This is a genomic window from Geoalkalibacter ferrihydriticus DSM 17813, from assembly GCF_000820505.1.
GTDB lineage: Bacteria > Desulfobacterota > Desulfuromonadia > Desulfuromonadales > Geoalkalibacteraceae > Geoalkalibacter > Geoalkalibacter ferrihydriticus.
The window spans coordinates 767,756-794,020 of sequence record NZ_JWJD01000001.1 but is presented as its reverse complement, the minus strand read 5'-3'; the positions used below and the strand labels follow the sequence as shown (position 1 = coordinate 794,020).

Here is a 26,265-nt window from a genome sequence, read left to right as displayed (position 1 = left end):
CCTCCTTGCTCAACGCACGTCGAGGGGCAGGTTGTTGAATTCTTCGCCCGTCGAGGAGCCGATGCTGATGCTGGTGACGTTGGCATTGTTGGTGGTTGTTGCACGCAAGCGCCATTTGCCGTTGTTAGCGACCACTACGGTGCCGATGGCCTCCCCGGACGCTTGTACTCCGGGGTAGACGGTCAGCGTCGTGCCCGGCATGTTGCTGCCCCCGGAAATGTCCCAACGCAGCTTGTTCAAGGAAAGGCGCGCCTTGTTGATCGTGACGACTTCTTGCGGGGTCACGGGGATCACCGTCACGGTAACCGATGCAATATTGGAGGTGCCGTTGTCAGCGGTGATGCTGTAGTTGAACTGATCAACGCCGCCCACCAGGGCAAAATCTGCCGAGGGCGTATAGGTAATGGTGCCTGCGTTATTGTCGGAAACTGCAATTCCTTCCAAAGGCGGCGACACGATATTGATCGTCGATTCGCCCTCGACATTGCTGTCTTGGTTAATCACAGTGATGACCGCGGCAGATGCCTCATTGAGGTCCAATGTAACTGGAAAAGATTGCGCCACAGGTGCGCCAACTTCCGCAACAAGGTTGTAAGCCGCGAAGGTTTCCGGGTGATAGATCTTGCCCATGACGGAAAAGTCAGACGTCTTGATCACCTCTTGCCAGGTCCCATTTTCTGGGGTGCCACTTATCAGGCGCTCCACCAGGAAATAATCAACCGGCTCGGTTGACCCAGGAACCACAAAGGTACCACCGACCACCGGCGACAGCTCTGCCGGATCGCCGATGTAGTGAACATCGCGGGCAACAGTTTGCTCAAGGTTGTCAGGGTCGGGAACCTGAATCGTTTTTACAAGGGCCGCGGGGGGATTCTGCAATGTCGGATCAAACTCCGGCCAGGTCAAAAAGGTCGGCCCGATATCGCTGTACAATGTCCCGACAAAAGCGCCATCGGGGTCGGCCGGATCGGCGATGCCGATATCCGAGGTGAAATTGATCGCTCTGCTGTCAACACCGACATTTTCAAAAATCCGCTGACCATAGGGGTGGGTCACCCGGTAGGTGCCTGCAACATCCGTGTCGATGCGGATACGCTCACGACCGAAGGCAATCTGATTGCCATCGACAATTTCGTGGTCGCCACCGAAAGTGGCCTCAACGGCCAGCGTCAAGAGATAGCGAAGGTCGCCGACCCTCTCCTCGGCTACGGCAAGAAACCAGAACTGCTCACCCCCAGTGCCAAACTCGACCTGAGTCGGGTCGCTGGTGTCGATGGGATCACCGATGCACATGGGATCAAAGGGCGGGCAAAGGGTCAGTTGCAGACCACCCTCGGGAATCCCATCATCTTCCTGGTACCAAAGGGGAAGTCCTTTCGGATAAGCGTGCTCAACACCAGTGATCAACCCCTCGGGATGGAGGAATGGATCGGCCACGCTGGTCGCATTGAAAGGTACAGCTCGGTTCACCGGCCCCACGGCGAAGAGATTGGGGTCCGGTACGGGAGGAAATTCATGGACAAGCTCTTCCGCCAGGGGATCAAGTTGATCCAAAGGGATGCTCAGCACCTTGCCCATGAGGAGAAACTGGTTCGTTTCGACCACAATCGGCTGGCCGTTGAATTCGGGGCCCTCAATGCGGAAAACAATCGGCCGATCCGTCCCATCGGTCAGAAGGCTGGGCACGTTGGGGTCACCGATATACTGCTCGAGAACTTCATCGGTCTCTGGATCGCGCACCTGAAGAGCCGGATTGTCAGCATAGCCCGGCCAGGTCAGAAAAGGCCCGATGCCGCCGTCGAGCGTACCGGCATACGCACCGGCCACATCGCGAAAATTGGTGGAGCCGATGTCGGAGGTGTAGTTAATGCCGCGATCATCCGCCGCCACGTCTTCAAAAGTGATTTCGCCATAGGGATGGGTCACGACATAGGTTCCGGCAACGGGTGTGTCGATACGAATGCGCGTCCGGGCAAAAGTGATCTGATTGCCGTTGATGGGATTGTGGTCACCACCGAAAGTCGCCTCCACCGCCAGCGTCAAAAGCGCTTCGCCGCCACCAGGCATGGGCACCGATGCATTTGCCAGCCACCAGAAGCTCTCTCCTGCGACGATCAGGGGATTTTCCACATCGAGGGGATCGAAGACACACAGATCCGGACGGGTCGAATAACCGGCCGGATCAGGAAGACAGAGTTCCAAATTCAAACCGTTGGAATCACCAAAATAGGCCGGATAGCCATGAGGTGCGATGGGTGGCCCAACCTCGGACAGACTTTGCGCCCCGACCGGTGCAGCGACGGCCCAAGCCAGGCCGAGCACCGCAACCAGAAACATCAAGCGTAATTTCTTCAACATCGTGGTTCTCCTTTACGTGCAACGGTTGGTTGACTTACCTGCGTTCGGCCCGTCGCGAGAAGCGGGGCAGGGGAAAATCAATTAAAGACCTTTTTAGTCGCCTATTTAAGTCCCTATCGTTCTTTTGCACTATTGCAAATCATTCTTTAGTGCTTAAGAAAAGTACGGGCGAGGGTGTTTTTCCCTCGCCCTTTAGTTAATTATCGAAGGATCAAGGTTACCTGTTCCGTTTCAATACCGATCGCCGATACGGCCGTCACCGTGCCGCAACCATTCGCGTTCCCCCTTCTCGGCTTACGGCTCCACCGGTACGGCTATTGCCACCTGATTGGCAGCAATACCGACCACTTGGGACGCATCGTTGATGCCGAAAGCCATGCTGAAGGCCGGTGCCAGCACCTTGTTGTCGTTCAGATCTGCGCGATTCCAGATGACGGCGGTTTCCTGTCCGCCGCTCAAAGCCTGCGTATAGCCGACGATGCGATTGTTTTCGGTGGTGTTGATGGACTGGAAAGATGCGCCGGCCAGGGATTCAACAACTGCGCCGTCGGCACCCCACAGTACGCCATGAACCACCTTGGTGCCGTTGTCGTCGACTTCCGCTTCACCGACGACACGCCCGGCAAAGTCGACACCGAAGGCAACACTGGCAATCTGACCAGCAACACTTTCCAGCGCCACCGGCGCTCCATAAGCATTAGGGCCGGTAGGCAGCCACATCACAGCTGTTAGCTGGCCATCAATGACGGACTCACCGACGATAATGCCATTGTCGCCGATGAAATAAGCGGAACTGATGGCCGCATCCGAAAGATGATCCAAGGTCAAGGGGGCGGCGTCGGTGTCCCTCCAATAAACCGCGACCGTGTTGCCGTCGAGATCGCCGGCTTCTCCGACGATTTCATCCGCGCTGTTGACGCTGTACGCCGCACTCGGACCGGCGAGAAGATCGCCATGAGGAAGAAGGCTGGCTGCGCCGTTACCCTGCCAGTAAGCCGCGCGGGTATTGGCGTCCGCCACATCCTCGACAGTGATGCTGGTTTCACCAACGCTGAGTTCGCCGGCGACGCCGTAGGCCGCACTGTAATTGTTGCCCTCTTGCGGCAGCAGCAAAGTCGCCGACGTGGGGTCGGTCACATCCCACTTGACGCCTTTGGTGAGGCCTGTTCCATCATCACCATAACCTACCGCAATCCCCTCGGCGCTGATGGCAATGCCGGCACTGAAAGTGCTGTCGACATCAGGTAGCGCAACCTCTGGGGTCTCAAACTCAATCTCTGCAACCGGGGTTGGCACTTCCGGCGCGGGTCCGCTACTGCTGCTGCCGCCGCAGCCCGCCATGGTCAAAGCGCCCACCGCGACCAGGCCGATTAAGAACAGTCTGAAACGTTTCATGATTTACTCCTTTGCCCTTTTAAAAAGTTGCATGGCTGGTTTCGTTTATGTCCTATCGCAAATAATGAAAAGCGCGATTTTGCTGATGATCGTAATCGTCCGGTGCCAGGAAGGGGCGCAAAGGCTCCGTGCGCCCAGCCGCTCCCACAGCCGGTATGGTCTCCGTATTGTCCGCCAGAATACGGGTGCGCTTGGGGTTGCCGGGCACCACATCCACATGGCCGTCGGGGATTCGCAGCTCCGGGTGATCGAAGGGGGCGCGCGCAAAACGCACCCGCTCGTCGGTCAGGGCGAGCATGAAATCCACCAGCGCCTGCCGGTTCTCAGCCCCTGGCGAACCCGCTGGACCCTGCAAAGCACCCAAAGGATTCATTTCGGGATCGAGATCGGCCAGGTTTTCCTGATGAAAATTTCCGCCGCGCGCGTAGAAATCCACCACCTGCATGAGGGTGGCCATTCCGCCGTCGTGCATGTAGGGGCCGGTCAGCTCGACGTTGCGCAGGCCCGGAGTTTTGAAAGCGCCGTCAACGGCGACCCGGGTGGTATCGACCGAAATCTCGTCGCAGATCGTGGGTGGCTCGTCCTGAAAATCGTTGATGCAGCCGGGCTGTCCCAGAGGCGGAAAACCGAGCACTGCTTCACCGATAAAATAATGATGGCTGAAGGCCAGGGGCATGCGCTCGCCATTTTCCAAGGTGATGCTTGGGGGCGCATTGCCGCCGCGCCCGAGGTCGTCATTGGTCGGCGTCACCCCGATGTTGTAGAAACCGATGTCGTAATTGCCAAATTCGTTGTTGCCCATGCGCATGGTTTCGATGATGCCTTCCTCGCGGGCGAAGCTCACCGAGGCGCCGGTCATCTCCGGGCCGACATGGCAGGCGGTGCAGCCCAGGGTGTCGAAAAAGAGGATGCGGCCGGCTTCTGCACTTTCCGGCAGAGGGTTGTTGTCGGGGTCGAGATTCCACAGGTCAAAAGGGGTGCGGTCGGCGATGAGTGTCGCCTGATAAAGCTGCACGGCCAGCCCGAAGAACAGCGAGAAGTTCTGCTCCATGTGGCTGTAGCCGCCCTCAGGGTCGGGACCGTTCCAGAATTCGGGGTGAAACGTGGCACGGACCAGGTCCCCGTAAGTGGTATCCAGGCCCCGACCGCTGCTGTGCCGCAAATCGCTCAGAGCGCTATCCTGGGGATGGACCTGCTGTTTGGCCAGCGGGCGCAGCGACAGCATCTTTTTGCCCACATCGGGCCAGGTGCGACCGATCCACGACATTTCGCCCGTATCCAGGGGCGGTCCGACCGATTGGGAGGCCAGACTGGCATTGTCGAGGGCATAATCCGAGCTCAGATCATCCACCAGGCTTTGCGCGCGCAGGCTGCCGCCCTCATTGATGTACACCACCGCATCAGGGTTCTGATTAAGCGGCCCGAAGGGGTCGACCCCATTGAAAAAGGGGTGAGCGCGGCCGTCCAAAAAGTTCGCGAAGTTGAACACCGCATTGATGACAGTGGGCGCGGTACGCGGAGTGTTCTGCCGCACGTTGCGCGCGTTGTGCGCAAAGGTGTTGTCGCGCACATGCACGCCCGGCTCTTCCGCCTGCCCCTCGACGATGCCGAGCAGACGGGTGCGGTTCACACCCTGGGTCCCGACGCGATCATCGCGCCGCACGGTGCGCGCGGACAGTTCACTGTCCGGCTCGGCAAACTGCACAAAGGGGAAATCTTCGATGCGCAGCTCCGTGTTGGCCCGCCCGTCCTCAAACTGGCCGTCGACGCCGGGGTGCAGGGTGTTGCGCACCCGGCTGTCGGTGCCGGCATGGTGGTGACAGGTAGCGCAGGCGGTCATGCCGTCGCTGCCCAGCTGCATATCCCAGAACAGCGCCTTGCCCAGCTGGATGGCCGTGGCGCGGTCGGCGACATACATGTCGAGGTTGCGCGGCTCGGGCACCGGCACGTTGAAGGGCGCGAACGCGGTCTGCTGGGCCATGGTTGGAAGGGCTGTAAAGGGGCCTGCCAAGACCAGAGCGGGGAGAAGAAAAATCAAAAACAGGCGTTGCTTCATGGTGCCTCCGGATGGTTAGCCGGTTTGCCCAACTGTGACGGGCAAGATCGCCGTGTGTAAAACCAATTCATAATTCAGCCAATGACGGAATTCCACCAACACCTGGTGCGTGGTGGCGCTGCCCTGGTCAATCAGAATGTCCCAACGCTGCGCCGTCATCAGGGTGAACTGACGATGGCCATCCACCAGGGGCAGATCGGAGAGACGGAATGCCTGGGAGTACTTGCCGAAACGATGCTTGGGGTTGGCCGCGCTATCGCGTCCCAGGGTGCGGGCATCCACGGCCGTCACCCAACCGTCGATGCTGGTCGGAAAACGCCAAACGGTTGTGCAATAGCTGGCGTTGAGAGCACGGATCAGCAGTTTCTCGCCGGGGGCGATGGTGGGGCGGACGAATTCATAGAGCGCGCCCAAAGAGTCGTTTCTGTCCATCTGCGCCTGGGTTGGCTGCTCGATTACTCCGTCTTCGCCGATGGTCACCCCGGTCACCACGAAGAAACTCGGGTTGAAATCGTTCAACCCTCCTACAGGGATATTCTGCCAGCCGCCGGTGAATTCTCCCCCGGGAGCATCCAGCGCCTGAATACCGAAATCTTTGTCGATGTTGTCCCCTTCGACACCATGCCAGCGCAGATCGATATCATCGACTACCCAGAAGGTCTCCTTGTCGTAGCGCGTCGGCGCGTTTTCCAGCAGGGTGTAACCGGGGCCGCCATCCGCGTAAGGAGCAACAAGCTCGGTTTCGCCGGGAGGCTCTAGGGCATCGACAATGAGCGGGCCGTACATACCCAACTCAAAGTGCAGCACCGTATTGCGATGGCAGTGATAGAAATAGGTGCCGGCCTCGGCGGCCTTCCATTGATAGAGATATTCGCCGCCCCCGTCTTCGGCATCATGGGGTCCACCGATTTCCATGGTCAGATGGCCGACGCCGTCATTAACCGGGGTCGGCTCGATGCCGTGATGATGAATGCTGTGGGGCCCGTGGCTGTTACTCATGCGGGTGTGCACGATGTCGCCTTCCCGCACGCGGATCGTGGGAGCCGGCCAGCGATCCGGCAAAAGATCCTCATCGTCCCGAAAACTCCAGACGCGGATGCCGTTGTTGGCGTTGGGATCGTTGGGGGGGAAAATATCCGCATCACGCCGCCGCCCGGAGCGCGACAGGATGACATCGGCCACCACTTCATCGGGCGTTGGGAAGTCGGCATCGTTAGGCAGGTCTTGCAACAACGCAATAAAATTCGGATGGAAAAGTTTGTGCGCCCGCACACTGTTGGCATTGGGGATTGCAGGGGGAGTCTGAACCGCCTGAATCATTGTGCGGGTATTGGGCACATCAGCCGCAAAACCCTCAAACTCGGCACGATCAATGGGGTCATCGGGGTTGAAAGGGCTGCCTAGATCACGTGGAATGGTTGCCATGACTATAATCTCCTTAAAGCGATTTGCTTAAATTCTTAACGCAGGCGCAAAGGAACGCTGCGCGCGGCGTGAATACTATGCCCTTCGCCGTGGTGCATGAGCGTGACGAAACGGCTGCCCATGGCTTTCAAAGCGCGGCCGCGGAAACTGAAGCGTCCGTCCGTTCCAACCCGGATGCGGCCAGTGAGGATTGGCGCGTCATGCCCCCCGCCGTGCGCATGGAGAAAAATCGGATCGCTGTCACTCTGGCTCGGCACACTGAAGCGGCCCTCGATCAACAACTGCCCGGTTTTCACGCGCAACTCGGCACGATCGACGAAAATGACGCCGGTCGCCGGGTTGCTCGGGTCGAAATCCTCATCGATCTGCCAGTGAGTGGCGATGCCCTGAGGATAGTTGCCGCCCGCCGCCGTATTGGTGATCTCATTGTGGTCGTGCATGGGGTAGACCAGCGGGAAGAGTTCGTCTTCCAGCGGCCATTCCGGCACATCGGGCGGAACATTGTAGGGGTGCAGCAGATCGACGATTGCGCCGGGCGGCAGCGCCCAGGTATCGAGCATGGTCAGGTTGTTGAGCAGCCCTCGTTGGCCGGTGAGGAAATTAGCCTGCGCCAGGGAGTAGACATGAGTGCCGTGAATATGCGGCGAATGCCACATATTACCTGCGTTGAGGCTGCGGATAAGCAGGGGCTGCCCCACCGCCCCACGAAAAGAAATGTTGGATTGCAGATCGTGTACGCCGCCGGTCAGGGACAGGATGCCGTCTCCCCCGTTATCATGGTCCGTGTCCACCCCTTCGCTGTGGTGATGATGCTGGGCGGAAAAGAACCCGCTTTTGCCGTTGAGGGTGAAGTAGTCGGGAAGATAACCACTGGTCGGCGTGTATTGGAATTGGCCGGGATCAACGCCGTTGGGGCTGCCGGCAGCCAAGGCAAAGCGACTGCTGTCGATGACGTTGAACACCCAGATCACATTGCGCACCGGATCCCAGGGAGCGCCGGGGAAATGCGCGGTGGTGCCCAGGTCGTCAAACAGCGCTTGAATGTTGGACGTGGGATTGAGATAGGGCGTATTGTTGCCCACCGGGTTCGGCATCACCACCAGCACCCCGTGCAGGCCCATCATGCGGTTGACCGGCGCATTTAAGGGATCGAGATACATATAGGTGCCCGCCTGTGGCGCGGTGAATTCGATATCGACGCTCTCCCCATAAGGGATGGTCACCTGCTGAACATCTTCCCCATCCACGGTCAGGGTCACGCCGGGGATGGCAAAGCTGTGCGCGCCGCCCATGGGGTTGCCGTTGCCATCGTCGATGTGGTTCAAGATGCGCAACCGGATACGGTCGCCCGCCAAGGCGATCATGGCCGGCCCGGGAATGCGCGGGGCGGTGAGGTCGTGCTCCATACCCTCATTCTCATGATCATCACCGGCGATCTTAAAGGCCCACATGGGAACCGGAATGCCATCTACCATCTCGGCATCCACCGCCACCATCTCGAGATTCAAACGGTCAAGGCCGAAGCTCGACGCATGAGCCTGAGAACCGCGCCAAAACATGGGCCACTCGGCCATGGTGCCCAGGGCGACCACCGAGAGGCCGGTCGCGCTGAATTTGATAAACTCTCGTCTTTTCATAGCTGCCCTTCCTTTGCTGAGATTTTTTTGTCGTCAGCTTTGCTCTTTAAATTTTCAATAGACTGCTCAACGCAGCCTGACCGGAATACTGTAAGTTTGAACGCCCGTTGCCGAGCGCACGGTCACGTTGGGCAACAGCCCAGGCAGAACCTGGGTTCTGCCGTTGATTTCCCAAAGACCTTCGTTGATGGAAACATCGCTGCTGATAACCGGGGTTTCCAGGTTGCCGCGCACCTGCGCGCCGGGGTTGCCGCTGTTGACCACGCTGACATAGGTATTGCCGGCGAAAATCGCGTCGATGGCGCCGTCCAGATCAAGCACTCCCAGGGTGCCGGAAAACAACAGGTCGAAATCGGTCAGGTCGCGGCTGATATCCAGGCGACCGTCCGTCACTGCGCAAGTCGGCGGGTTGGGAAAGATAAAGGGGTTGCCGCACAAGCGAAAGATGACCGGTTGGCCCGCACCATCCACATGCAGGTTCACGGAGGTGATGTTGTCCTGTGGGGAGATGCCGTCCAGGACCAGACGATAGTCGATAGCCTGAGCGCCGGCCGACAGCGCCACCTGTCCCGTCATGGCCGTATCGCCTGTGCCGCTCAAACGAGCGCGCGGCCCGGCATAAACGGTCAGGCTGTTGGCGACCTCGCCGATTAAAGGCTGATCGGTGGTACCGCTGACCTGCCATTTGCCGGTCTTGACGCGAAAATCGGCGCGCTCGACTTGAAGATCTTCAATCAGCACATGCACGGCGGCGGGTGCGGATATCAGGCCGCCCGTATCCTGCACAACGTAGTGGAAGGTGTCTCCGCCCGTGGCCGCCTGGGACGGGAGATAACGAAACAGGCTCTGCCCGGACGCCAGGCGGGTGATGCGGCGAATCGTACCCTGATCAAGCGTTTCGACCTGGGTGAGAAACGGCATATTTGTGTCAACTCGGCGATAGACGCCTTCAATTGGATCGGCCAGGGCAATGGCCATGGGATTGATGCCGTGGACGTTAACTTCACTGAATGAATCAAGCGCGTCGAGAGCGACTCCTGCGAACACGTCGATATCCACCACCGAGCGGCCCTTAAGCAGGCCGACGGTGACTTCCGGCGCGACAGGCGCGACATTGAGACCATCGTCGAAAATCTTGCCGACCACCTGAAATAAATCGGTTTCGAGGGTTTGCGTTTGGTTAGCTACGTTGAGGAAGAAGCCGTTGATGTCGCCATCCGGTCCAGGAGTATTGCCTTCCCCGTCCTCAAGAAGCTCTATGCGGAAAAAATTGACGGCATCGGGGCCGGGAGTCACGGGTTGAAAAACATCCCCTGGTGGAACCGCTGCGTCAAACGGCAAACCGATGTACAGATCGCCGTTAGCCGCCATGACTGGGCGGCCCATGAAATCTGCAGGGTTGAATTCCAGGGTCGGCACAAGAAAAGGGCCGACGGTGCGGCCGTCCTGATTGACGATGGCGCCAAAAGGTCCCTCATCTTCATCCGGGGAGAACAGGTCGACGGGACCCGGCATTTGAAAATCAACCCGGTTGTTCATAGCGACCAGAAAATTCTGCACGTCCTCCGCCAGCTTGCCGACATCCTGAGTCTGATTGATGGAACGACGCCCGGGGTCGGTGATTTCGTAGTCAACGGTGCCAAACGGATGCGTCACCCGGTAGGTGCCGGGAATCGGTAAATCAATACGCAGACGAATGCGGCTGGAGACCGCCTGATTGCCTTCGACCAACGCGCCGATGCCGGCGCCCTCACCCGCCAGGCGCAGCACCAGCAGGGCAAAACCGCCCTGCTCCGCTCCGGTTTCCGAATCGGGCGTGCTGAGGTAGTTGAAAGCGGCCGAAGCCTCCCAGTAACTGAGCCGTGAAAGATTGATCAGAGAGGGGGGAAACTGCGGGAAAGTCATGCCGATATTGCAGGGATCAACAACACTCTCGCCATCCGCGAGCAACACCCCCTGGTCAAGACATTGGGCCAATTTAAGACCCATCTCGTCCTCATACCAGATGGGCAGACCGTTAGCGAGACTGACATTGACCAAAGTGGGATCACTTCCATCCCCGGCAGCAGGAATGTCGTCCGACACCGCCTCCAGCGCCGCTATCGCTGGAGCCGAAAGAAAACCAAACACGGCCAGGGCCAAGAGCCCCAGCTTGAATCTGCCCTGAAAATTCATCGCTATCACCTTGACATGCTAAATTAGACCGATTCAAAGATCAGACGACCCGCCAAAGCCGACCTTCGCCGCATTACACAGAAAGGATCGAAAAGTTTTTCCAGGTCACGGCAGTTCGTCACCGACAAAACGGGGAGTCCTCCCCTTGATACTCAGGTTAGCCCAATGAACCCTAAAGGAATATGGGGGCAAACCCCCATTCAAGGGTAGGAGTTCTCCTCTTTGTGCAAACCGCGCCGGGGAAAAGAAAGGATATAGGAAAAGATGAGAGATAAGGTGGGATTATAAGCTGTCGCCCGCGCCGAGCTGGGCCAGACCTCCAGGGGTCAGAGTTTCCAGCTTTCCGGATCGACGATGCCGATACGGACGGCGTATTTCACCAGCTCGATGGGGTTGCTGATGCCGAGCTTGCGACTGATTGCGGTGCGATGCTTTTCGACCGTCTTGGCGCTGACACACAGGACTTTGCCGATCTGGATGGTTGAGTTCCCCTGCACCAGCAAGGCGAAGACTTCCTTTTCGCGCTCGCTGAGTTCGTCATACTCACTCGTCGCGGCGGCAGGTCGCTCCCCGGCGAGATAAGCCTGGATGACCGAGGCGTGAACCCGGCGGCAGAGGTAATAATTTCCGGCAGCGGCGCTGCGGATTGCGGCAAGCAGCTCTTCGCCGGAAGCTGCTTTGAGCACATACCCGTAGGCACCGGCGTTCAATGCCTGGTGAGCATAAAGCTCTTTTTCAAACATAGAGAGAATCACCACCCGCGATCCGGGAACGGCCTCACGCAGCATGCGGGTCGTGTCGATGCCGTTCATGCGCGGCATGGCGACATCGAGCAGAACGATATCAGGCTTGAGTTTTCGCGCCAGCTCAAGAGCCTCAACCCCGTCGCAGGCTTCGCCGACAACCTTAAGATCGGCCTGGGTTTCAAGGAGCAGGCGCACTCCCTCACGCATAATCGTGTGGTCGTCAGCGATGAGTATCCGAATCATTTTCTGCCCTTTCCAACGGGAATCCAGGCCTCGACCAAAGTACCTTGTCCGGGAACACTTTCAATACTCAATTTGCCGTCCACGGCTGCGAGCCGCTCCCGCATGCCGACGAGCCCGACCCCGGCAAACACATCCCGTCGCGTTTGATTATCATTGCAATCGAACCCCGCGCCGTTGTCCTGAATGCGCAGTTGCAATGCGCCCTGGCGGCATAGCAAATCGACAACAATCTCTTCGGAACGGCCGTGGCGAACCGCGTTGCACAAGCCCTCCTGGCAGACCCGGTAAAGCGCCGTTTCGACTTCGAGATCATAACGGCGTCGGCACCCGCTGCTGGAGAAATTGATCCGACTTTGTGGAAACCGCTGTGCACACTGAACGACCAGGGCCTGCAACACACCAACCAGATCCTTTTCGGCCAATTCCGGCGGCCGCAAGCGGATCACGACCTCATGCACCCGTTCGCGAGTCTGATCAATGAGCTGCTCGAGGCGTCGGGTCTGGCCGAGGATTTCCGGATTCTCTGCTCCCGGAGTGCGCTCCAAAGTCGCCACCGCCAACTTGAGGGCGGTCAGGTACTGACCGGCGTCATCGTGCAGATCGCGCGCCAAGCGCTCTCTTTCGCCTTCTATGGCTTGCACGATCTGACGATTGTGCAGACGCGCCCCCTCTGCAACCTCTTGGCGTGCGCGACACAGGGGACGATAAAAAAAGACATAGGCGGAAATGAGAATAAGCATCAGCAAAACAGAAAAATCAACGAAGGGACGCGCCCAGGGAGTCAGGGCCGGCAGAAGATCGAGCAGCAGGTGCACCCCGAGTTGGCCAACCAGCACCGCTGCCGCAAAAACAGCGGCGACTCGACCGGGAGCCAAACCCAACGGCAGGCCGGCAGGCATCCTGGTTTCCCCAGGAGAAACCTCGACTGGAATGCCTCTGGCTATGCTGGCGCGTGCTTTCATGAGCGTCCTAGGACCTTTCAGCCCTCCTGATCTTAATTTTACACAAAAGATGACCTTTTTTGTCACGGGGAACATTAATCGCACTTCATTTTTTAGCAAATTTTCGACAATAATGTCAAGAAGAATTAGCGTTAGTAAATGTTTTTCAATAATTTATAATGCTCATACAGGTGCGCTCTTAATAACAGGCTGCCGAAGAGCAATTTTTACATTCATGTGCTGAATTGAGCGAGGGGGATTATTTTAATCAGACCGAACCGCAGGGGGGGGGTGATTTGCAAACGGGGAAATGAGCCGGGGCGGGTTGAACCCGCCCCGAGATTGCTTTTTTATTGCAGGTCGTAAACGATGACGGCGGCGCGGCCGGTACCGGTCAAAATGGGGCGGCTGAAGGTGACTGTCTGGAGGATTTCTGCGCGTCCGTCGCCGGTCACATCACCCAAGCGAAAGTCGACCAAATAACCGTCTTGCGGCTGGGTATGCCAGACCTCGCGCAGCAAACCACCAACGGAGTGCATGGCCACCAGACGACTGGGGCCGAGCTTGCGGGTACGCGTCGAGACGCGGAGTCCATCGCTGGCGGGTACAAGTATTTCACCGGCGGGGCCGATGCCGAGATTGGGGTGAATCATCACTTCGCGCAGGTCCTGCACGGTACTGGCGGCAGGATCCATGCGCTCGAAGAACACTTCGCTGCCGCCGAAGCGGCTGGAGCTTTCCCACAGCACCTTGCCGTCGGCGTCAAGCACCTGGAGACGATCGCTGTAATTCAGGCGCGCGAACTGGGTGCGGCCGTCGCGGCCGACAAAAGGCACGAAGCCGAACAGGCTGACCTGCCGCGGAGCATCCACGGCAGGGCCTTCGCTCAATTCGCCGGCCGTTTGGCCGACGCGGAAAATCGGGCCGGTAAAATCACTTTCAAGAGTGCCCATGCGCTGCGCCAGCAGGATGCGGCCTTCGTCGAGCCAGTCGACGCTGCGCAGATACCAGGGAATGCCGCTTTGACTGATGCGCAACTGGTTGCCTTCGAGTACCACCACCCGCGAAGCGAGGCGTCCGTCGCGCACGGCGGTAATGTAGAGTTCGGCACGGCCGTTGCCGTCAAGATCCGCGGAAGCAATGGCCAGGCTGCGCTCCATCCCACCAAAATTAAGAGTAGCCAGGGTGTGATAATCGCGTCCCTCCAGGCGTCCGACTTCAAGGCGATCGTAGAACAAGACCGCCACTTCATTACGGCCGTCGCCACTGAGGTCGGCGACTTCCATGCCCACGGGCCTTCCGTCGATCTCAGCGGTCACCCAAACGCCTTCCCATTGCTGCTCCTGAACACGCTGGATACCCCCGGCGACCGGCACGGGAGCGGCAACGATTCCGGGCGCGATGGGTGTCGGCGCACGTAGGACGGGCGCGGGCGTCGGCAATGGCGCAGCGGCCGGGATAGCGGCCTGAACGGCAGTGGACAGGGGATAGGAATGTACGACCTGCCCGCCCGGGCCAACCACATCGAGACTCCCAGGGCGCGCGACGAAAGCCAGATGCGCCTCGTATTTTAGCGGCGCTTCCACGGTCGCCGGACGCTGGGCCTGCGCGGCCTCATACGTGTGCCAGTCGAGAACCGGCAGCGACTCGCGCAGCTGCTGGAAAAAACCCTCGCCCTGCTCCGCGTAATCCCAGAACACAGCACTAAGGTGTTCATAGCGGCGAATGGCGTCACCGCGACTGATGGCCGAAGCGTCACCGACCGGAGCGGCGTAACTGTAGCCCGAGCGTACGCGTGTAACGCGCAGCACCGCCTTGGCATCGTCAAGAGTCCCAATAACTTCGCCGCTCACCGGATGCACGATGCGTTCACCGCTGCGCACCACGGCAAACAGATCGCCGGGTACCACGCCTTTGGCCGCGTCGGCGTCGATAAGAAATTCACCGTCAACCGGCATGATCACCACGCCCGAGACCGGGGCGAAATCGCCCTTGAGTTTGTCAAAGACTTCGGCACCAGCGACCGGAGCCATCAGCGCCAGAAAAGCTAGAATCAGACCCGCAAACCGTAGACGCTTCAAAATTTTTCCTCCAATTAATGATGCACTCGCAGAAACTCAGAGAATGGCTAAGCAAAAATTTCGTCCTACAAGGCTTGGTGTTTTTTCAGGGGCGAAGGCATACATCAGGTATGTCGAGGTCCTGAAAAAACACCGTAACGCCGTAGGGCGACCTTTTTGCGACGCCATCAATTAATCAATACCTGCCGACACAAGGAACAGACCGAGCATGAACCTGGCTAAAGTAACACATTCCCCTTGCACAAGCAATCAGACGGAATCCGCTGAAAAAAAAACGGTCCGGACGAATTTCATCGTCCGGACCCAAATCAAACACGGCAAATTTTTCCGGCCGACAAAAACCGGCCCCCTCCTTCACACGCGAGACCTTCAGGCGCCCCCTCCGACGCCGAGATCGATCAGTTGCCGTGCAACGTTGGAGACAATACTCTTTTTTCCAGCGTCTTGCCTATCAGGAAAAACCTGAATTTGAAGGTGGTTTTTACTGAAATTGCAATAAGGAAATGGATGAGTGATCGTGCAGGCGGAAACCTCACCCGGATAGGTCAACATGTAAACAGCGTCCCCATGGCAGGAGGGCAAAAAAAGGCCGGGCACAGGGCCCGGCCGAAAAGTCGATCAGAATTCAGAAAATCGTTTGACGCTTGGCTGATCCTTAGAAAGGAATACGGGCCATCAGAGCGACAGAGTAGACGTCGTTGGCGTCATTATTGTTATTAAAGCGATCTTCGTCGGCATCATCATAGAAATCGTCAAGGAAGGCATAAGCGCCGCGCAGGCTGACGTCGAACTTGTCGGCGAACACTTTGCCGATGCGCGCTGCGATTTCATAGCCGAGGGTGCGGTTCACGGGACCAAAATCGCCGCCGTCGGGGTTCTTGTCGGACACGAAGAAGGCACCGGCGCCGAGGTTGACGTAGGTGTTCATGGGCAGGTTGCGGAAGTTGCCGCTGGCAACGAGGGCATGCAGACCGTAGCCGGCTTCCACAGCGTCAGTGATGGCGCGGCGGTTTTTGCCTTCGTTGTTGACCCACTTGTCGACGAGGAAGATCATGAGGTTCTCGTCGGTGAACTCATAGTTGCCCTGGGAGAGGTAGAAACGATCGGCATCCGTTTCGCTGTCGTCGGCGCTGAACCAGATGTAGCGCAGGCCGATATCGCCGTTGGGCAGAATCATGGAGGCTTTGGCGCTGGCGGCCCAAGCTTCGCTGTCGACATAGGTGTTGGTGGGGGCATTGTCCAGAACTTCACCGAACTGGTAGAGAGCAAAGCCCTGGAAGGCCAAGTTGGCGAAGCGATAGTCGCCATAGAGACCGGCCCACCACATTTCGGCGTCGAGGTTCAGGCCCTCGCCACCAGCGGGCACGTTATCGACATCAAACATGCTCTTGTTGTCCAGGTAGTACACCGCGACGCCGGCTTTAGCGAAATCGCCGTAGCGATGAGATACGTCGACACCGTAGAAGTCGGTATCTTTGTACTCCGTGCGCAGACCAACGCGATCCCTGCCTGCGTAAGCATTGGTGTCCCACTTGGAGTAGAACAACTGATAGTCGATGTTCATGGGAAGCTTGCCGGTCAGATTGGCGGCAGCCATGTCATCAAAGAACACCACGCCGCTGAAGGAGTCGCGCAGACCCTGCAGACCGAGGCGAAAGTTGCTGTCGATCTGGGGGATCTTGATGTCGGCATAGAGATTCTTGGTCTGGACGTTGTAGCCGTCGGAACCGACGCGGCCGTCGCGACCAGTTGCAAGGGTCTCACCCCACACCGTGTCGACCTCGGCGAAGTAGGTCAGGCTGATCAGATCGTTGACGCGGTAGTCGAGTTTGGGACGGAAACGCTGTTGAATGATGTTGTGGCTGCGGGCATCCTGCTCACCCATATGAGCGGACGTATAGTGGTTCCCCTGCACGCGGAATTCACCGCTGAACTTGAAATCGGCCATGGCGGGTGCGGCAACAGCCAGCATCGCAGCCACGGCTATGAAAGTCTTAACGCTCTTACTCACTTTGGCCTCCTGAATGCAAATAAAACAATCTGTTGGGGTGGATCACTGCGGGCCGCCCTTCAAGTGTGTATGGCGCGGCCGACATGATCGGTTTAGTTGTGGTGCTTGGGGGCTTCGAACTCGTACCCGCAGGCGGGGCACTTGACGCGAACTTGTTCGTCGGTCTTCATCGGGGCGCAGGCCGCGAAGGACACAGCGATCATGGACGCCATGATCAGGGTCATGAGCTTTTTCATCTTGTCACCTCCTTTCCCATCAATTCAGTTCTTGCTCTGAAGTTTTATCCGGATTTGTCGACAAAAATCAACACCTTTTCACCTTACAGCAATTCAGATGCCAACATTCAACCGGAGCCATAAAAATTTTAATCCGACTAACCAGCCGAAAAACTGCCGTTTTTTTTGCCGACCCGGCCCTCCATCCAAACACCGCGAGGCTGCGGCTGTTGAGCATTTGCAACAGGTGTAGACGCTACGCCACAGTCGGCAACAGGCCGTAAAAACCGGGGCGACGGGTGCGTCGGCCCTATTCGCCCGCGGGCAAAGCGGCGACTTCCTTGACCAGACGCCGCAGGTCTTCCTCGAAAAGCTGCCCGCCATCGTGGTAGACGCGGTGATCGCGGTCGAGAATCAGCATGCGCGGGATCAGATAAACATTGTAGGCGCGGTGAGCGCGCCCATTGTCCATGAGCGCCTCGAACGTCATGGGAAAAGTCTTGCCGCGCAGATAGCGCCGCACCATGCGTTCGGAGTCCTGGACAAAGACTTCAAGAACAACCACCTCGTGCTCGGCCAGCAACTCGCCCACGCGCAGGATATCGTCGGTCTGCTGCTTGCAGGTTGGACACCAGGTGGTGGCCAGCTTGAGCAACACAATGCGGCCGCGGTAGTCGGACAGGCTGACTTCGCGGTCGTCGAGATTCTTCAGGGTGAAATCGGGAGCCTGGTCGCCACGCTCAAGCGCCGCGACGGGCAGGACCGAAAACACCAGCAGAGCGAGCAGGAAAACGAGAACGCGCGAAATAACTTTTTTCATGGGAACCTCCGGGATGGGTTTGCGACGGCTGCCTGGCTCCCGGACCCTGGCGTGCATCCGGAGCGCCGACGGTTCATACTCCCTCCCAAACCAAGGATCGTCGCTGCGTTTCGCGCCACCACCCTTGGATCTCACCCGGCAAAACGCGAGTTACCCAATCAAACGAGGAACAGTTTACCGGGCATGACACACATGTCAAGCAACACAAATTTTGGTGTAGCGTTTTAAAAACAGGCCAATCTAGATTCTTTTATTTCGCGACAGGTGTCAACCTAAAAAAACAATTCAGTTCTTTCGGTAGGTTAACCTGCCAGAAACAGTCCTTCCCTGTCAAAAACATTGTTTGTTTTGATTTTTTCTCAGCCTTGCGCGGGCTGGCATAATTCAGTGAGCACCCCGCCGGTGGCCTTGGGGTGCAGAAAAGCGATGGCAGTGCCATGGGCGCCGCGGCGCGGTTCACTGTCGATGAGACGCACTCCCTGAGTCTGAAGCCGGGCAAGGGTGGCTTTTAAATCATCGACTTCGTAGGCGAGATGGTGTACACCTTCGCCGTTTTTTTCAATGAATTTGGCCACGGGCGAGTCGGGGCTGGTCGCTTCAAGCAGCTCGATGCGGCTTTCACCGGAAACAAAGAAGGCGACCTTAACCTTTTGCTCGGCGACGACTTCGGTGCCCTCGAATTCCATGCCGAGCACGTCTCGGTAGAGGGGCACGGCGGCATCGAGGCTTTTGACGGCAATGCCGACATGACTGATTTTTTTGGTGGTCATGGGTAGCTCCTGTAAAAAACATAGGACATAGGGGACACCAGAGACTCAAGGAACCTCTATAAGCCGCAGGCAATCTTCTTCATAGCGGTTCATCGTCCTACTCCACCTTCCAGATGGTGCCCTGGGGACTGTCGAGGAGCTGCACGCCCTGGGCGGCCAGCTCGTCACGAACCTGGTCGGCGCGGACAAAATCCTTGGCGGCGCGGGCTTCAAGGCGTTCAGCGATACGCGCTTCAATCTCGGCGGGGCTGAGGCCCAATTCTTTGAGGCCGTCGAGATTACGGCGACGCAGCCAGGCAGCCGGATCGGACGTGAAGAGCCCGAGAACCGCGCCGAGGCGCAGGAGTGCGTCGTGCAAGTCACGCAAGGCGGCCAATTTTTCCGGGCTCTTACGCAGCTTTTTTTCGCCCAGAAGACGGTTGAGAGAACGCACTGCGTCAAAGAGATGGCCGATGGCCTGGGCGGAGTTGAAATCGTCGTCCATGGCCGCGCGAAAACGCTCTTCAAGCTGGGCGCCTTCATTGGAGGCGGCTTCGCTTGCCAGCAAATCGGCAAGCAGCTCGGCCGCGGCCTGCAGGGCCTCGTAAAAGCGGGTCAGCCCGGCGCGCGCTTCTTTGAGGTTCTGATCGGAAAAATCGATGGGCGAGCGGTAATGGGCGGTGAGGATGAAGAAGCGCACCACCTCGGGGTCGAACTTCTCGAGGATGGTGCGGATGGTAAAGAAATTGCCCAGGGATTTGCTCATCTTCTCTTGGTTGACGTTGACGAAGCCGTTGTGCATCCAGTACTTGGCGAAGGGCTTGCCCGTCGCGGCCTCGCTCTGGGCGATTTCGTTGTCGTGGTGGGGAAAGATCAGATCCTTGCCGCCGCCGTGAATATCGAAGGATTCACCGAGAAAGGCCATGCTCATGGCCGAACATTCGATGTGCCAGCCGGGACGGCCCGGGCCCCAGGGTGAATCCCAGGCCGGCTCGCCGGGCTTGGCGGCCTTCCACAAAGCGAAATCCATGGGATGGCGCTTGTGCTCGCCGGGCGCGATGCGGGCGCCGGCCTGCATTTCATCGAGATTGCGCTTGGAAAGCTTGAGGTAGGTGGGAAATTTCTCAACGCTGAAATACACGTCGCCGCCCGCCGCATAGGCCATGCCGCGCTCGATAAGGCGTTCGACGAGGGCGATGATGTCGCCGATGTGCTCGGTGGCCTTGGGCTGAGATGTTGGCAGATCAAGACCCAGCGCGGCCATGTCTTCGTCGAAGGCGCGGATGAATTGCTCGGCAAGTTCGTGGCTGGGGATGCCGCGCTCGTTGGCGCGCTGGATGATCTTGTCGTCAACGTCGGTGTAGTTGCGCACGTAGGTCACATCGAAGCCGCGATAGCGGAAGTAGCGATAGACGATGTCGAAAACGATATTGGCCCGGGCGTGGCCCATGTGGCAGTAATCGTAGGTGGTGACGCCGCAGACATACATCCTGACCTTGCCGGGATCAAGGGGCTGAAAATCTTCCTTACGGCCGGTGAGGGTGTTGAAGAGGCGGATGCTCATGGAAGTGGGGCTCCTTTGCGCGCTCAGCGGTGAAAAAGCTTATCGTGAATTGTTCTGGGAACTTATCACAAACGCTCGGTGCGGTCCAGAATCCGCGCGAGCATACGGGGGATTTCATCGAGGGGCAGCACCTGCTGGGCGGCGTCGAGATCGATGGCGGCGCGCGGCATGCCAAAGACCACGCAGCTCGCCTCATCCTGAACCAGCGTGGCCGCGCCCGCCAGCCGCAGGGCAGCGAGACCTTCGGCGCCGTCGCGGCCCATCCCGGTGAGCAGCACGGCGGCCACCTCGCGCGGCGTCTGATGGGCGAGAGAAGTGAACAGCAGGTCGACAGAGGGCCGACAACTGTTGACCGGCAGCCCGTCGGTCAGGCGGATGCGATCAGCGCGCACTTCCATGTGACGATCGCTGGGCGCCACCAGGACCAGCCCGGGGCGCAGGGCGTCGCCATCGGCGGCGGTGCGTACCGGAAAAGGCGTTTCGCGTTCGAGCCATTGCGCAAAGCCTTCGGCAAAGCCCTGGGCGATATGCTGAACCACAAGCATTCGTGCGCGGGTGTCGGGCGGCAACTGCCGCAACAGGCTGAGCACTGCCTTGGGACCGCCGGTGGAGGCGCCTATGGCGAGAATTGAGCGCCGCTGCGCCTCAACGGCACGGGAGGGCGCGCGGGAGGAGCTGGAAGCGGGAATGAGGCGCACGGGCAAGCAGGCCAACACTTTGACCTTGTCGATAAGCCGCTGCGCCAGGGGCGCGAACACTTCCTGAACCGCGCCGCGGGGCTTTTCCATGACATCGAGAGCGCCCAGGGTGATGGCATTGAAGGCGCCGCGGGCGTCACCGGGGCGCACGTTGGCCGAGAGGACCAGGATCGGCGTCGGCCGGCGCGCCATGATTTCCTTGACGGCGGCGATGCCGTCCATGACCGGCATGACGACATCCATGATGACCAGATCGGGCTTGAGGCGCAGCACGGCATCCAGAGCCTCGCGCCCGTCGCGCGCCTCGCCCACCACGCGGATGTCGGGATCGCGCTGAAGAATGTCACGCAAAACGACACGGGTCAGTAGGGAGTCGTCGGCGATGAGGATGTTTATTTTGTCTTTCGGCATTCGTCAGTTGTCAGTTGTCAGTTGTCAGTTGTCAGTTGTCAGTTGTCAGTTGTCAGTTGTCAGTTGTCAGTTGTCAGTTGTCAGTTGTCAGTTGTCAGTTGTCAGTTGTCAGTTGTCAGTGACAATTGTGTTCCATATCCCGAAAAAATCAAATGGTTTGCCACCGGACCACGAACCACGGACAGCCTTTAGCCGATCAGTGTCTCCACCGCATCCACCAGCTTGCCCTGGTCAAAGCTGCCTTTGACGATATAGGCCTGGGCGCCGACGTCGATGCCGCGTCGTTTGTCTTCGTCGGTGGCGCGCGAGGTGACGATGATCACGGGTACCTCGCTTTGTTCGTCGCCGGCGCGCAGTTGCCGGGTGAGTTCAAAACCGTCGATACCGGGCATTTCGATGTCGGTGACGATCAGGTCGAAGTTGCGTGCGGCGAGAATGCTCAGGGCTTCTTCGCCGGACACGGCGACCTCGACCTGATAACCCTGGGTTTCGAGGATGTTTTTTTCCATGGTACGGGTGGTGATGGAGTCATCCACCACCAACACCCGGCCACGCCGTTTGCGCGCCCGGGCGGCCTCCAGGTCGGCGCGCACATGCGGGGCGGCGGCCGGCCGGCGGCGCGCGAAAAGGTCGGGCACCGAGAGAATCAGCGCCGGCAATCCGTCGCCGAGCAGCGCGGCCCCCGCATACCCGGGCACGGAGCGCAACTGCGGGCCGAGACTCTTGACCACGACCTCCTGCATGCCGAGGATCTCACTGACGGCCCACACGGCTTGCCGTTCCTGGTGACGCAGTTCCACCGCGGGGATGCGGCGCGCATCGACGAGCTGCCGCGACGCGAGTCCGAGCAGGTCGCGCAGGGCGAAAAGAGGGCGGGTCTGGTCCGCGATGCGCACCAACTCGCGCCCCCCCTGGGTGACGACATCCGTTTCACGCAAATGCAGCACGGCGTTCACATATTGCAGGGGCAGCACATAACGCTCGCCTTCGCAGCGCACGATCAGCCCGGCGAGTCGCGCCAGGGTCAGAGGCATGTCCAGGCGGATTTCGGTGCCGATTCCCGGTTGCGAATGGATCGCCAGATTGCCTTTGATCTGCTCCATACCCGCGCGCACGACATCCATGCCGATACCCCGCCCCGAAACGTCGCTCAGATCGGTCCGCGTGGAAAATCCGGGGCGCAGAACCAGATAAACCGCCTCCTGGTCGCTGAGGGCCGCCGCCTCTTCGGCCTCGATCACGCCCTGGGCCAGCGCTGTGCGACGCACCTCGGCGGGATCGATGCCGCGCCCATCATCGGTAAGGCTGATGCATACCCCGCTGCGCTCGTAATGAGCGCTCAGGGTCACCTCGCCGCCTGCCCTCTTTCCGGCCTTGCGTCTCTCGGAGGGGCTTTCGATGCCGTGATCGACGGCGTTGCGCAACATATGAATCAGCGCCGGGCGCAGGGTTTCCCACAACAGGCGATCGATGGCAACCTCTTCACCGCTGACCCGAAAGCGGAGGTCTTTGCCTTGCTCGCGGGCCAGATCGCGCACCACCCGGCGCAAATCCTCGACCAGAAGTGCCAGGGGCACCATGCGCAGACCCTCGGCCTCCTGGGTAAGCAATTCGCTGCTCAGATGAAAGGCGACAAGGTCTTTTTCCAGTTGCCGCCGCATGTCCTGCATGCGCCCAAGAATGGCGCTGAGTTTGCGATAATTCTCCTCGCGCCGCAGACCTCCGAGAAACGCTTCCAGATCGCGCTCCAGTCCCTGGAGGCGGGTGTCGCACTGCTGCAAATGCCCGGCGGCCAGGGCGCTTTCGCCGACGAGATTGACCAGCCGGTCAAGGTGTGCGACGCCAACCCTGACACTGTCATCGCCGCGTCCGGGCATTTCTTCTTGTGCCGCCTGGGGCCCCGGTAAGCGGTGGGGCGCGGCGGGCACCTCCCCGGCGCGCAGCCCGGCTATCAGGAGGTCGAGATCGAAATCCGCGACGGCACCGCCCACCGCCTGGGCGGCCAGAGCTTCAAGCGCATCGGTAGCCAGCAGCAGCAGGTCGGCCAGGGCGGCGTCGCAGACACGCGTGCCGTCCTCAAGCTCCTTGAGAGTGTCTTCCAGGCTGTGGGCCAGGCGGCTTATGTCGCCAAAACCGAGCATGCGCGCCGCGCCCTTGAGGGTATGGGCGCTGCGCAGCAAGGCATGCACCTGTTCTGGCCGCGCCGCGCCCTCCTCAAGATTGAGGAAGCCCTGGCGCAGCACATTCAGATGCTCCTTAACCTCGCGGGTAAAAATGACGAAATACTTTTTATCCATGGCAGATGATTTCCGCTCAGGGTTCCTCGACCAACTGTTTGAGGCGTTCGGCCAGCTCGTTGAGTTCGGCGACGGAATGGGCGGTTTCCTCGGCGCTGGTCGCCACCTGGGAGGCGACATCACGCACCTCGCTGATGGTTTCCGTCATCTGCTCGCTGGCGGAAAACTGGTGCTGAGTGGACACCTTGATGTCGCGCGCCGCCGTGGTTGTTTCGTCGATGCCGGCAATGATCTTGTCGAGGGACTCAGCGATGCGCGCCACCCGCCTGTTGGCGTTGTCGAGCTTTTTCGTGCCCTCTTCGGTCTGCACGATGGTGGCGTTGGTTGATTTCTGAATCTGCTCGATGAGTCCGTTGATCTGGCGCGTCGCGTCGGCGGTGCGATCGGCAAGCCGCTTTACCTCGCCTGCGACAATGGAAAAGCGCCGCCCGGCTTCGCCGGCGCCGGCAGCCTCAATGGCGGCATTGAGGGCCAGCAGGTTGGTCTGGTCGCTGATTTCGTCGATGAGATCGACGATGCCGCCGATTTTTTGCGAATTTTCACCGAGTTCGAGCATGGCCTCGGCAATCTGTTGGACCTGATCGCGGAGCAGATCCATGCCCTCGCCGGCATCGTCCACCGCCGCCTTGCCCCGATGCCCGGCTTTCACCGCGTCCTCGGCCAAGCCCTCGACACGCTTGGCATTTTCCGCCACCTGGCGGGCGGTGGCGGCGAACTCCTCGGCGGTGGAGGTCGCTTGGTGCACTGCAGCGGCCTGCTGGCTGGCCCCCGAGGATTGCTGCGAAGTGATGGCCATGATTTCGTTGGAGGCCGAGGAGAGTTGCAGAACGGCCTCTTTTACGTTGTGAATCAGGCGCCCGCTGCGCTCGATTTCTCCCTGGAGGTTGTGCAGGATGACTTGCGTCATGTGATTGAACGCCTCGGCGAGACTGCCGATTTCGTCCTGGGAACGGATCGGGATAAGCTCCTGGGCGTGGCCCTGGGAAATGCGCTCGGCGCTCCGGGTCAGAGCCTTGAGCGGCTGAGTCAGGTGGCGCACGAGAAAATAGATGGCCAGCGCGGCGACCACCAACAGCCCCAGCATGAGAAAACTGATCTGGTTGCGCAGTTTCGCGACCTGCTGCTGGGTTTCATCGATGGAAAAGCCCAGTCGAAAAGCGCCCCAGTGATTGCCGCCGACGTAAATCGGCACGCTGATATCCCACAGAACTTCACCCGTGTCGCGCTCATAGACCTGGTGCAGCACACCCTGGCCGTCGCCGCCGTCGTAGCGCGCCGCGCGCAGACCCACGGGATCGTTGAACATCTGCTTGGTGCGGTTGGCTTGCAGATCGCGCTGGGGATCGCCGGTCAGGGGCTGGGCGTAGCGGCGGTTGTGGGTAGGCAGGTAGCCGTTGCGATCAACGGGGATGGCAAAGACCACGCCGGGGTCTTCTTCGAGAAGGGAATCGATAATGGTGGGCAGGCGCGCATCGAGGTAAGCGTCGTAGGCGGTATGATATTTTTCCACCTGGGCACGGGCCAGAGGTCCCTCGGTGATGCGGCGATAATCGGTATCGAAAATCTCCGCGCGGGTGAAACGACCGCTCGCCAGAGCCTCTTCAAGAATCTGCTCGACGGCGCGGGCCCCAACCAGGGCAAAGGTACGGGCCTTGGTCTGCATCTGCTCCTTAAGCACCTGTCCGCGCTGCTGGACGACAATGGCGGTGAACAGGCTTGCCAGAAGCGCCAGCACCACCACCAGCGAGAAGGTGATCTTGAGGGAAATGCTTTTCCTGATCCATGAAAACATATACAACCTCGCATGAAGGGGGGCGCTGCGAACCGCGCCCGTAGCCAACCCGTCAGAGCAACGGCGGCGCAGGAGTCGGGCGCTCCCGGGCCACCAAAAAAGTTCAGGCGCGCGCCCGACTTACGCGCGCGCGCCGCTGAGAATCCAATCCACATTCAGCAGAGTGACCAAACCCTCTTCCTGGGGCACGCGCCCGAGGACAAAAGGCCGCGCGGTCCCCTCGCTTTCGCTCGGCAACTCAACGCAGGCTTCGGCGATGGCGCGAAGGTCGCGGACCTCATCCACCAGCAGGGCCGTGCACAATTCATTGACCCCGACCACCACCAGGCGACCTTGCGCGGCGCCGGCGACGCCCGCCATTCCCAACGTGGCGCGCGGATCGGTGACGGTGAGGATTTCCCCGCGCAGGCTGATGATTCCGGCAATGTGCGCCGCGGCGCCGGGGACCCGCACCAGGGGCGGCACACGCAGCACCTCGCGAACACAGGCTCCGGGCAGGCCGAACCATTCAGCGTTCATACGCACGACCAACACTTCACGCATCGCCTCGGCGTCCACGGCGTCACGCTGCTCCAGGCTGTGCCAGTAATCCTCGCGCACCGCAGCCAGGGCGGCGCGGATATCCTGCAAAGGGTCGGACTTCTCGGCCAT

The 26,265-nt window shown here is 59.5% G+C and carries 19 protein-coding genes; all 19 read right to left on the bottom strand.

Going from position 1 to position 26,265, the window contains the following annotated elements; translation table 11 throughout:
• Positions 1 to 9 precede the first annotated feature (9 nt).
• Entirely contained in the window at positions 10 to 2,358 is a 2,349-nt protein-coding gene (locus GFER_RS03800) for an Ig-like domain-containing protein (protein ID WP_040096201.1), read from the bottom strand.
• Positions 2,359 to 2,652: 294 nt separating this feature from the next.
• A complete protein-coding gene (locus GFER_RS03795) occupies positions 2,653 to 3,753 on the bottom strand; it encodes a hypothetical protein (protein ID WP_040096199.1) in 1,101 nt (366 codons plus the stop codon).
• 52 nt (positions 3,754 to 3,805) lie between these two features.
• Complete coding sequence (locus GFER_RS03790) at positions 3,806 to 5,809, bottom strand: cytochrome-c peroxidase (RefSeq protein ID WP_052445926.1); 2,004 nt, start codon at positions 5,807 to 5,809, stop codon at positions 3,806 to 3,808.
• Between the two features lie 15 nt (positions 5,810 to 5,824).
• Complete coding sequence (locus GFER_RS17450; RefSeq protein ID WP_052445925.1) at positions 5,825 to 7,234, bottom strand: multicopper oxidase domain-containing protein; 1,410 nt, start codon at positions 7,232 to 7,234, stop codon at positions 5,825 to 5,827.
• Between the two features lie 35 nt (positions 7,235 to 7,269).
• Complete coding sequence (locus GFER_RS17445; RefSeq protein WP_052445924.1) at positions 7,270 to 8,871, bottom strand: multicopper oxidase domain-containing protein; 1,602 nt, start codon at positions 8,869 to 8,871, stop codon at positions 7,270 to 7,272.
• Between the two features lie 66 nt (positions 8,872 to 8,937).
• Entirely contained in the window at positions 8,938 to 11,046 is a 2,109-nt protein-coding gene (locus GFER_RS03775) for a hypothetical protein (protein WP_040096196.1), read from the bottom strand.
• Positions 11,047 to 11,372: 326 nt separating this feature from the next.
• Complete coding sequence (locus GFER_RS03770) at positions 11,373 to 12,035, bottom strand: response regulator (protein WP_040096194.1); 663 nt, start codon at positions 12,033 to 12,035, stop codon at positions 11,373 to 11,375.
• Positions 12,032 to 12,934, bottom strand: coding sequence for a sensor histidine kinase (locus GFER_RS03765; protein ID WP_040096192.1), 903 nt, complete (start codon positions 12,932 to 12,934; stop codon positions 12,032 to 12,034). Before GFER_RS03765 ends, GFER_RS03770 begins: the two co-directional genes overlap by 4 nt.
• 392 nt (positions 12,935 to 13,326) lie before the next feature.
• A complete protein-coding gene (locus GFER_RS03760; protein ID WP_040096190.1) occupies positions 13,327 to 15,057 on the bottom strand; it encodes an FG-GAP-like repeat-containing protein in 1,731 nt (576 codons plus the stop codon).
• A 369-nt stretch (positions 15,058 to 15,426) separates the two neighbouring features.
• Complete coding sequence (locus tag GFER_RS03755) at positions 15,427 to 15,609, bottom strand: hypothetical protein (RefSeq protein WP_040096188.1); 183 nt, start codon at positions 15,607 to 15,609, stop codon at positions 15,427 to 15,429.
• A 103-nt stretch (positions 15,610 to 15,712) separates the two neighbouring features.
• Positions 15,713 to 17,068, bottom strand: coding sequence for a hypothetical protein (locus tag GFER_RS03750; RefSeq protein ID WP_040096186.1), 1,356 nt, complete (start codon positions 17,066 to 17,068; stop codon positions 15,713 to 15,715).
• A gap of 92 nt (positions 17,069 to 17,160) precedes the next feature.
• A complete protein-coding gene (locus GFER_RS18870) occupies positions 17,161 to 17,304 on the bottom strand; it encodes a hypothetical protein (protein ID WP_153304549.1) in 144 nt (47 codons plus the stop codon).
• Positions 17,305 to 17,593: 289 nt separating this feature from the next.
• A complete protein-coding gene (locus tag GFER_RS17440) occupies positions 17,594 to 18,103 on the bottom strand; it encodes a TlpA family protein disulfide reductase (RefSeq protein WP_052445923.1) in 510 nt (169 codons plus the stop codon).
• 359 nt (positions 18,104 to 18,462) lie between these two features.
• The gene (mce, locus tag GFER_RS03740; RefSeq protein ID WP_040096184.1) at positions 18,463 to 18,873 is read right to left on the bottom strand and encodes a methylmalonyl-CoA epimerase; all 411 of its coding nucleotides are present in this window, start codon (positions 18,871 to 18,873) and stop codon (positions 18,463 to 18,465) included.
• Positions 18,874 to 18,970: 97 nt separating this feature from the next.
• The gene (gene cysS, locus GFER_RS03735; protein WP_040096181.1) at positions 18,971 to 20,416 is read right to left on the bottom strand and encodes a cysteine--tRNA ligase; all 1,446 of its coding nucleotides are present in this window, start codon (positions 20,414 to 20,416) and stop codon (positions 18,971 to 18,973) included.
• Between the two features lie 65 nt (positions 20,417 to 20,481).
• Positions 20,482 to 21,525: a chemotaxis-specific protein-glutamate methyltransferase CheB gene (cheB, locus tag GFER_RS03730; RefSeq protein ID WP_040096179.1), complete on the bottom strand. Its 1,044-nt coding sequence runs from the start codon at positions 21,523 to 21,525 to the stop codon at positions 20,482 to 20,484.
• Positions 21,526 to 21,713: 188 nt separating this feature from the next.
• Positions 21,714 to 23,822 carry a hybrid sensor histidine kinase/response regulator gene (locus GFER_RS03725; protein ID WP_040096176.1) on the bottom strand — a complete coding sequence of 703 codons (2,109 nt, stop codon included), beginning with the start codon at positions 23,820 to 23,822 and terminating at the stop codon, positions 21,714 to 21,716.
• Between the two features lie 16 nt (positions 23,823 to 23,838).
• Positions 23,839 to 25,614, bottom strand: coding sequence for a methyl-accepting chemotaxis protein (locus GFER_RS03720; RefSeq protein ID WP_040096173.1), 1,776 nt, complete (start codon positions 25,612 to 25,614; stop codon positions 23,839 to 23,841).
• Positions 25,615 to 25,734: 120 nt separating this feature from the next.
• Positions 25,735 to 26,265, bottom strand: a complete 531-nt coding sequence (locus tag GFER_RS03715) for a chemotaxis protein CheW (RefSeq protein ID WP_040096171.1) — start codon at positions 26,263 to 26,265, stop codon at positions 25,735 to 25,737.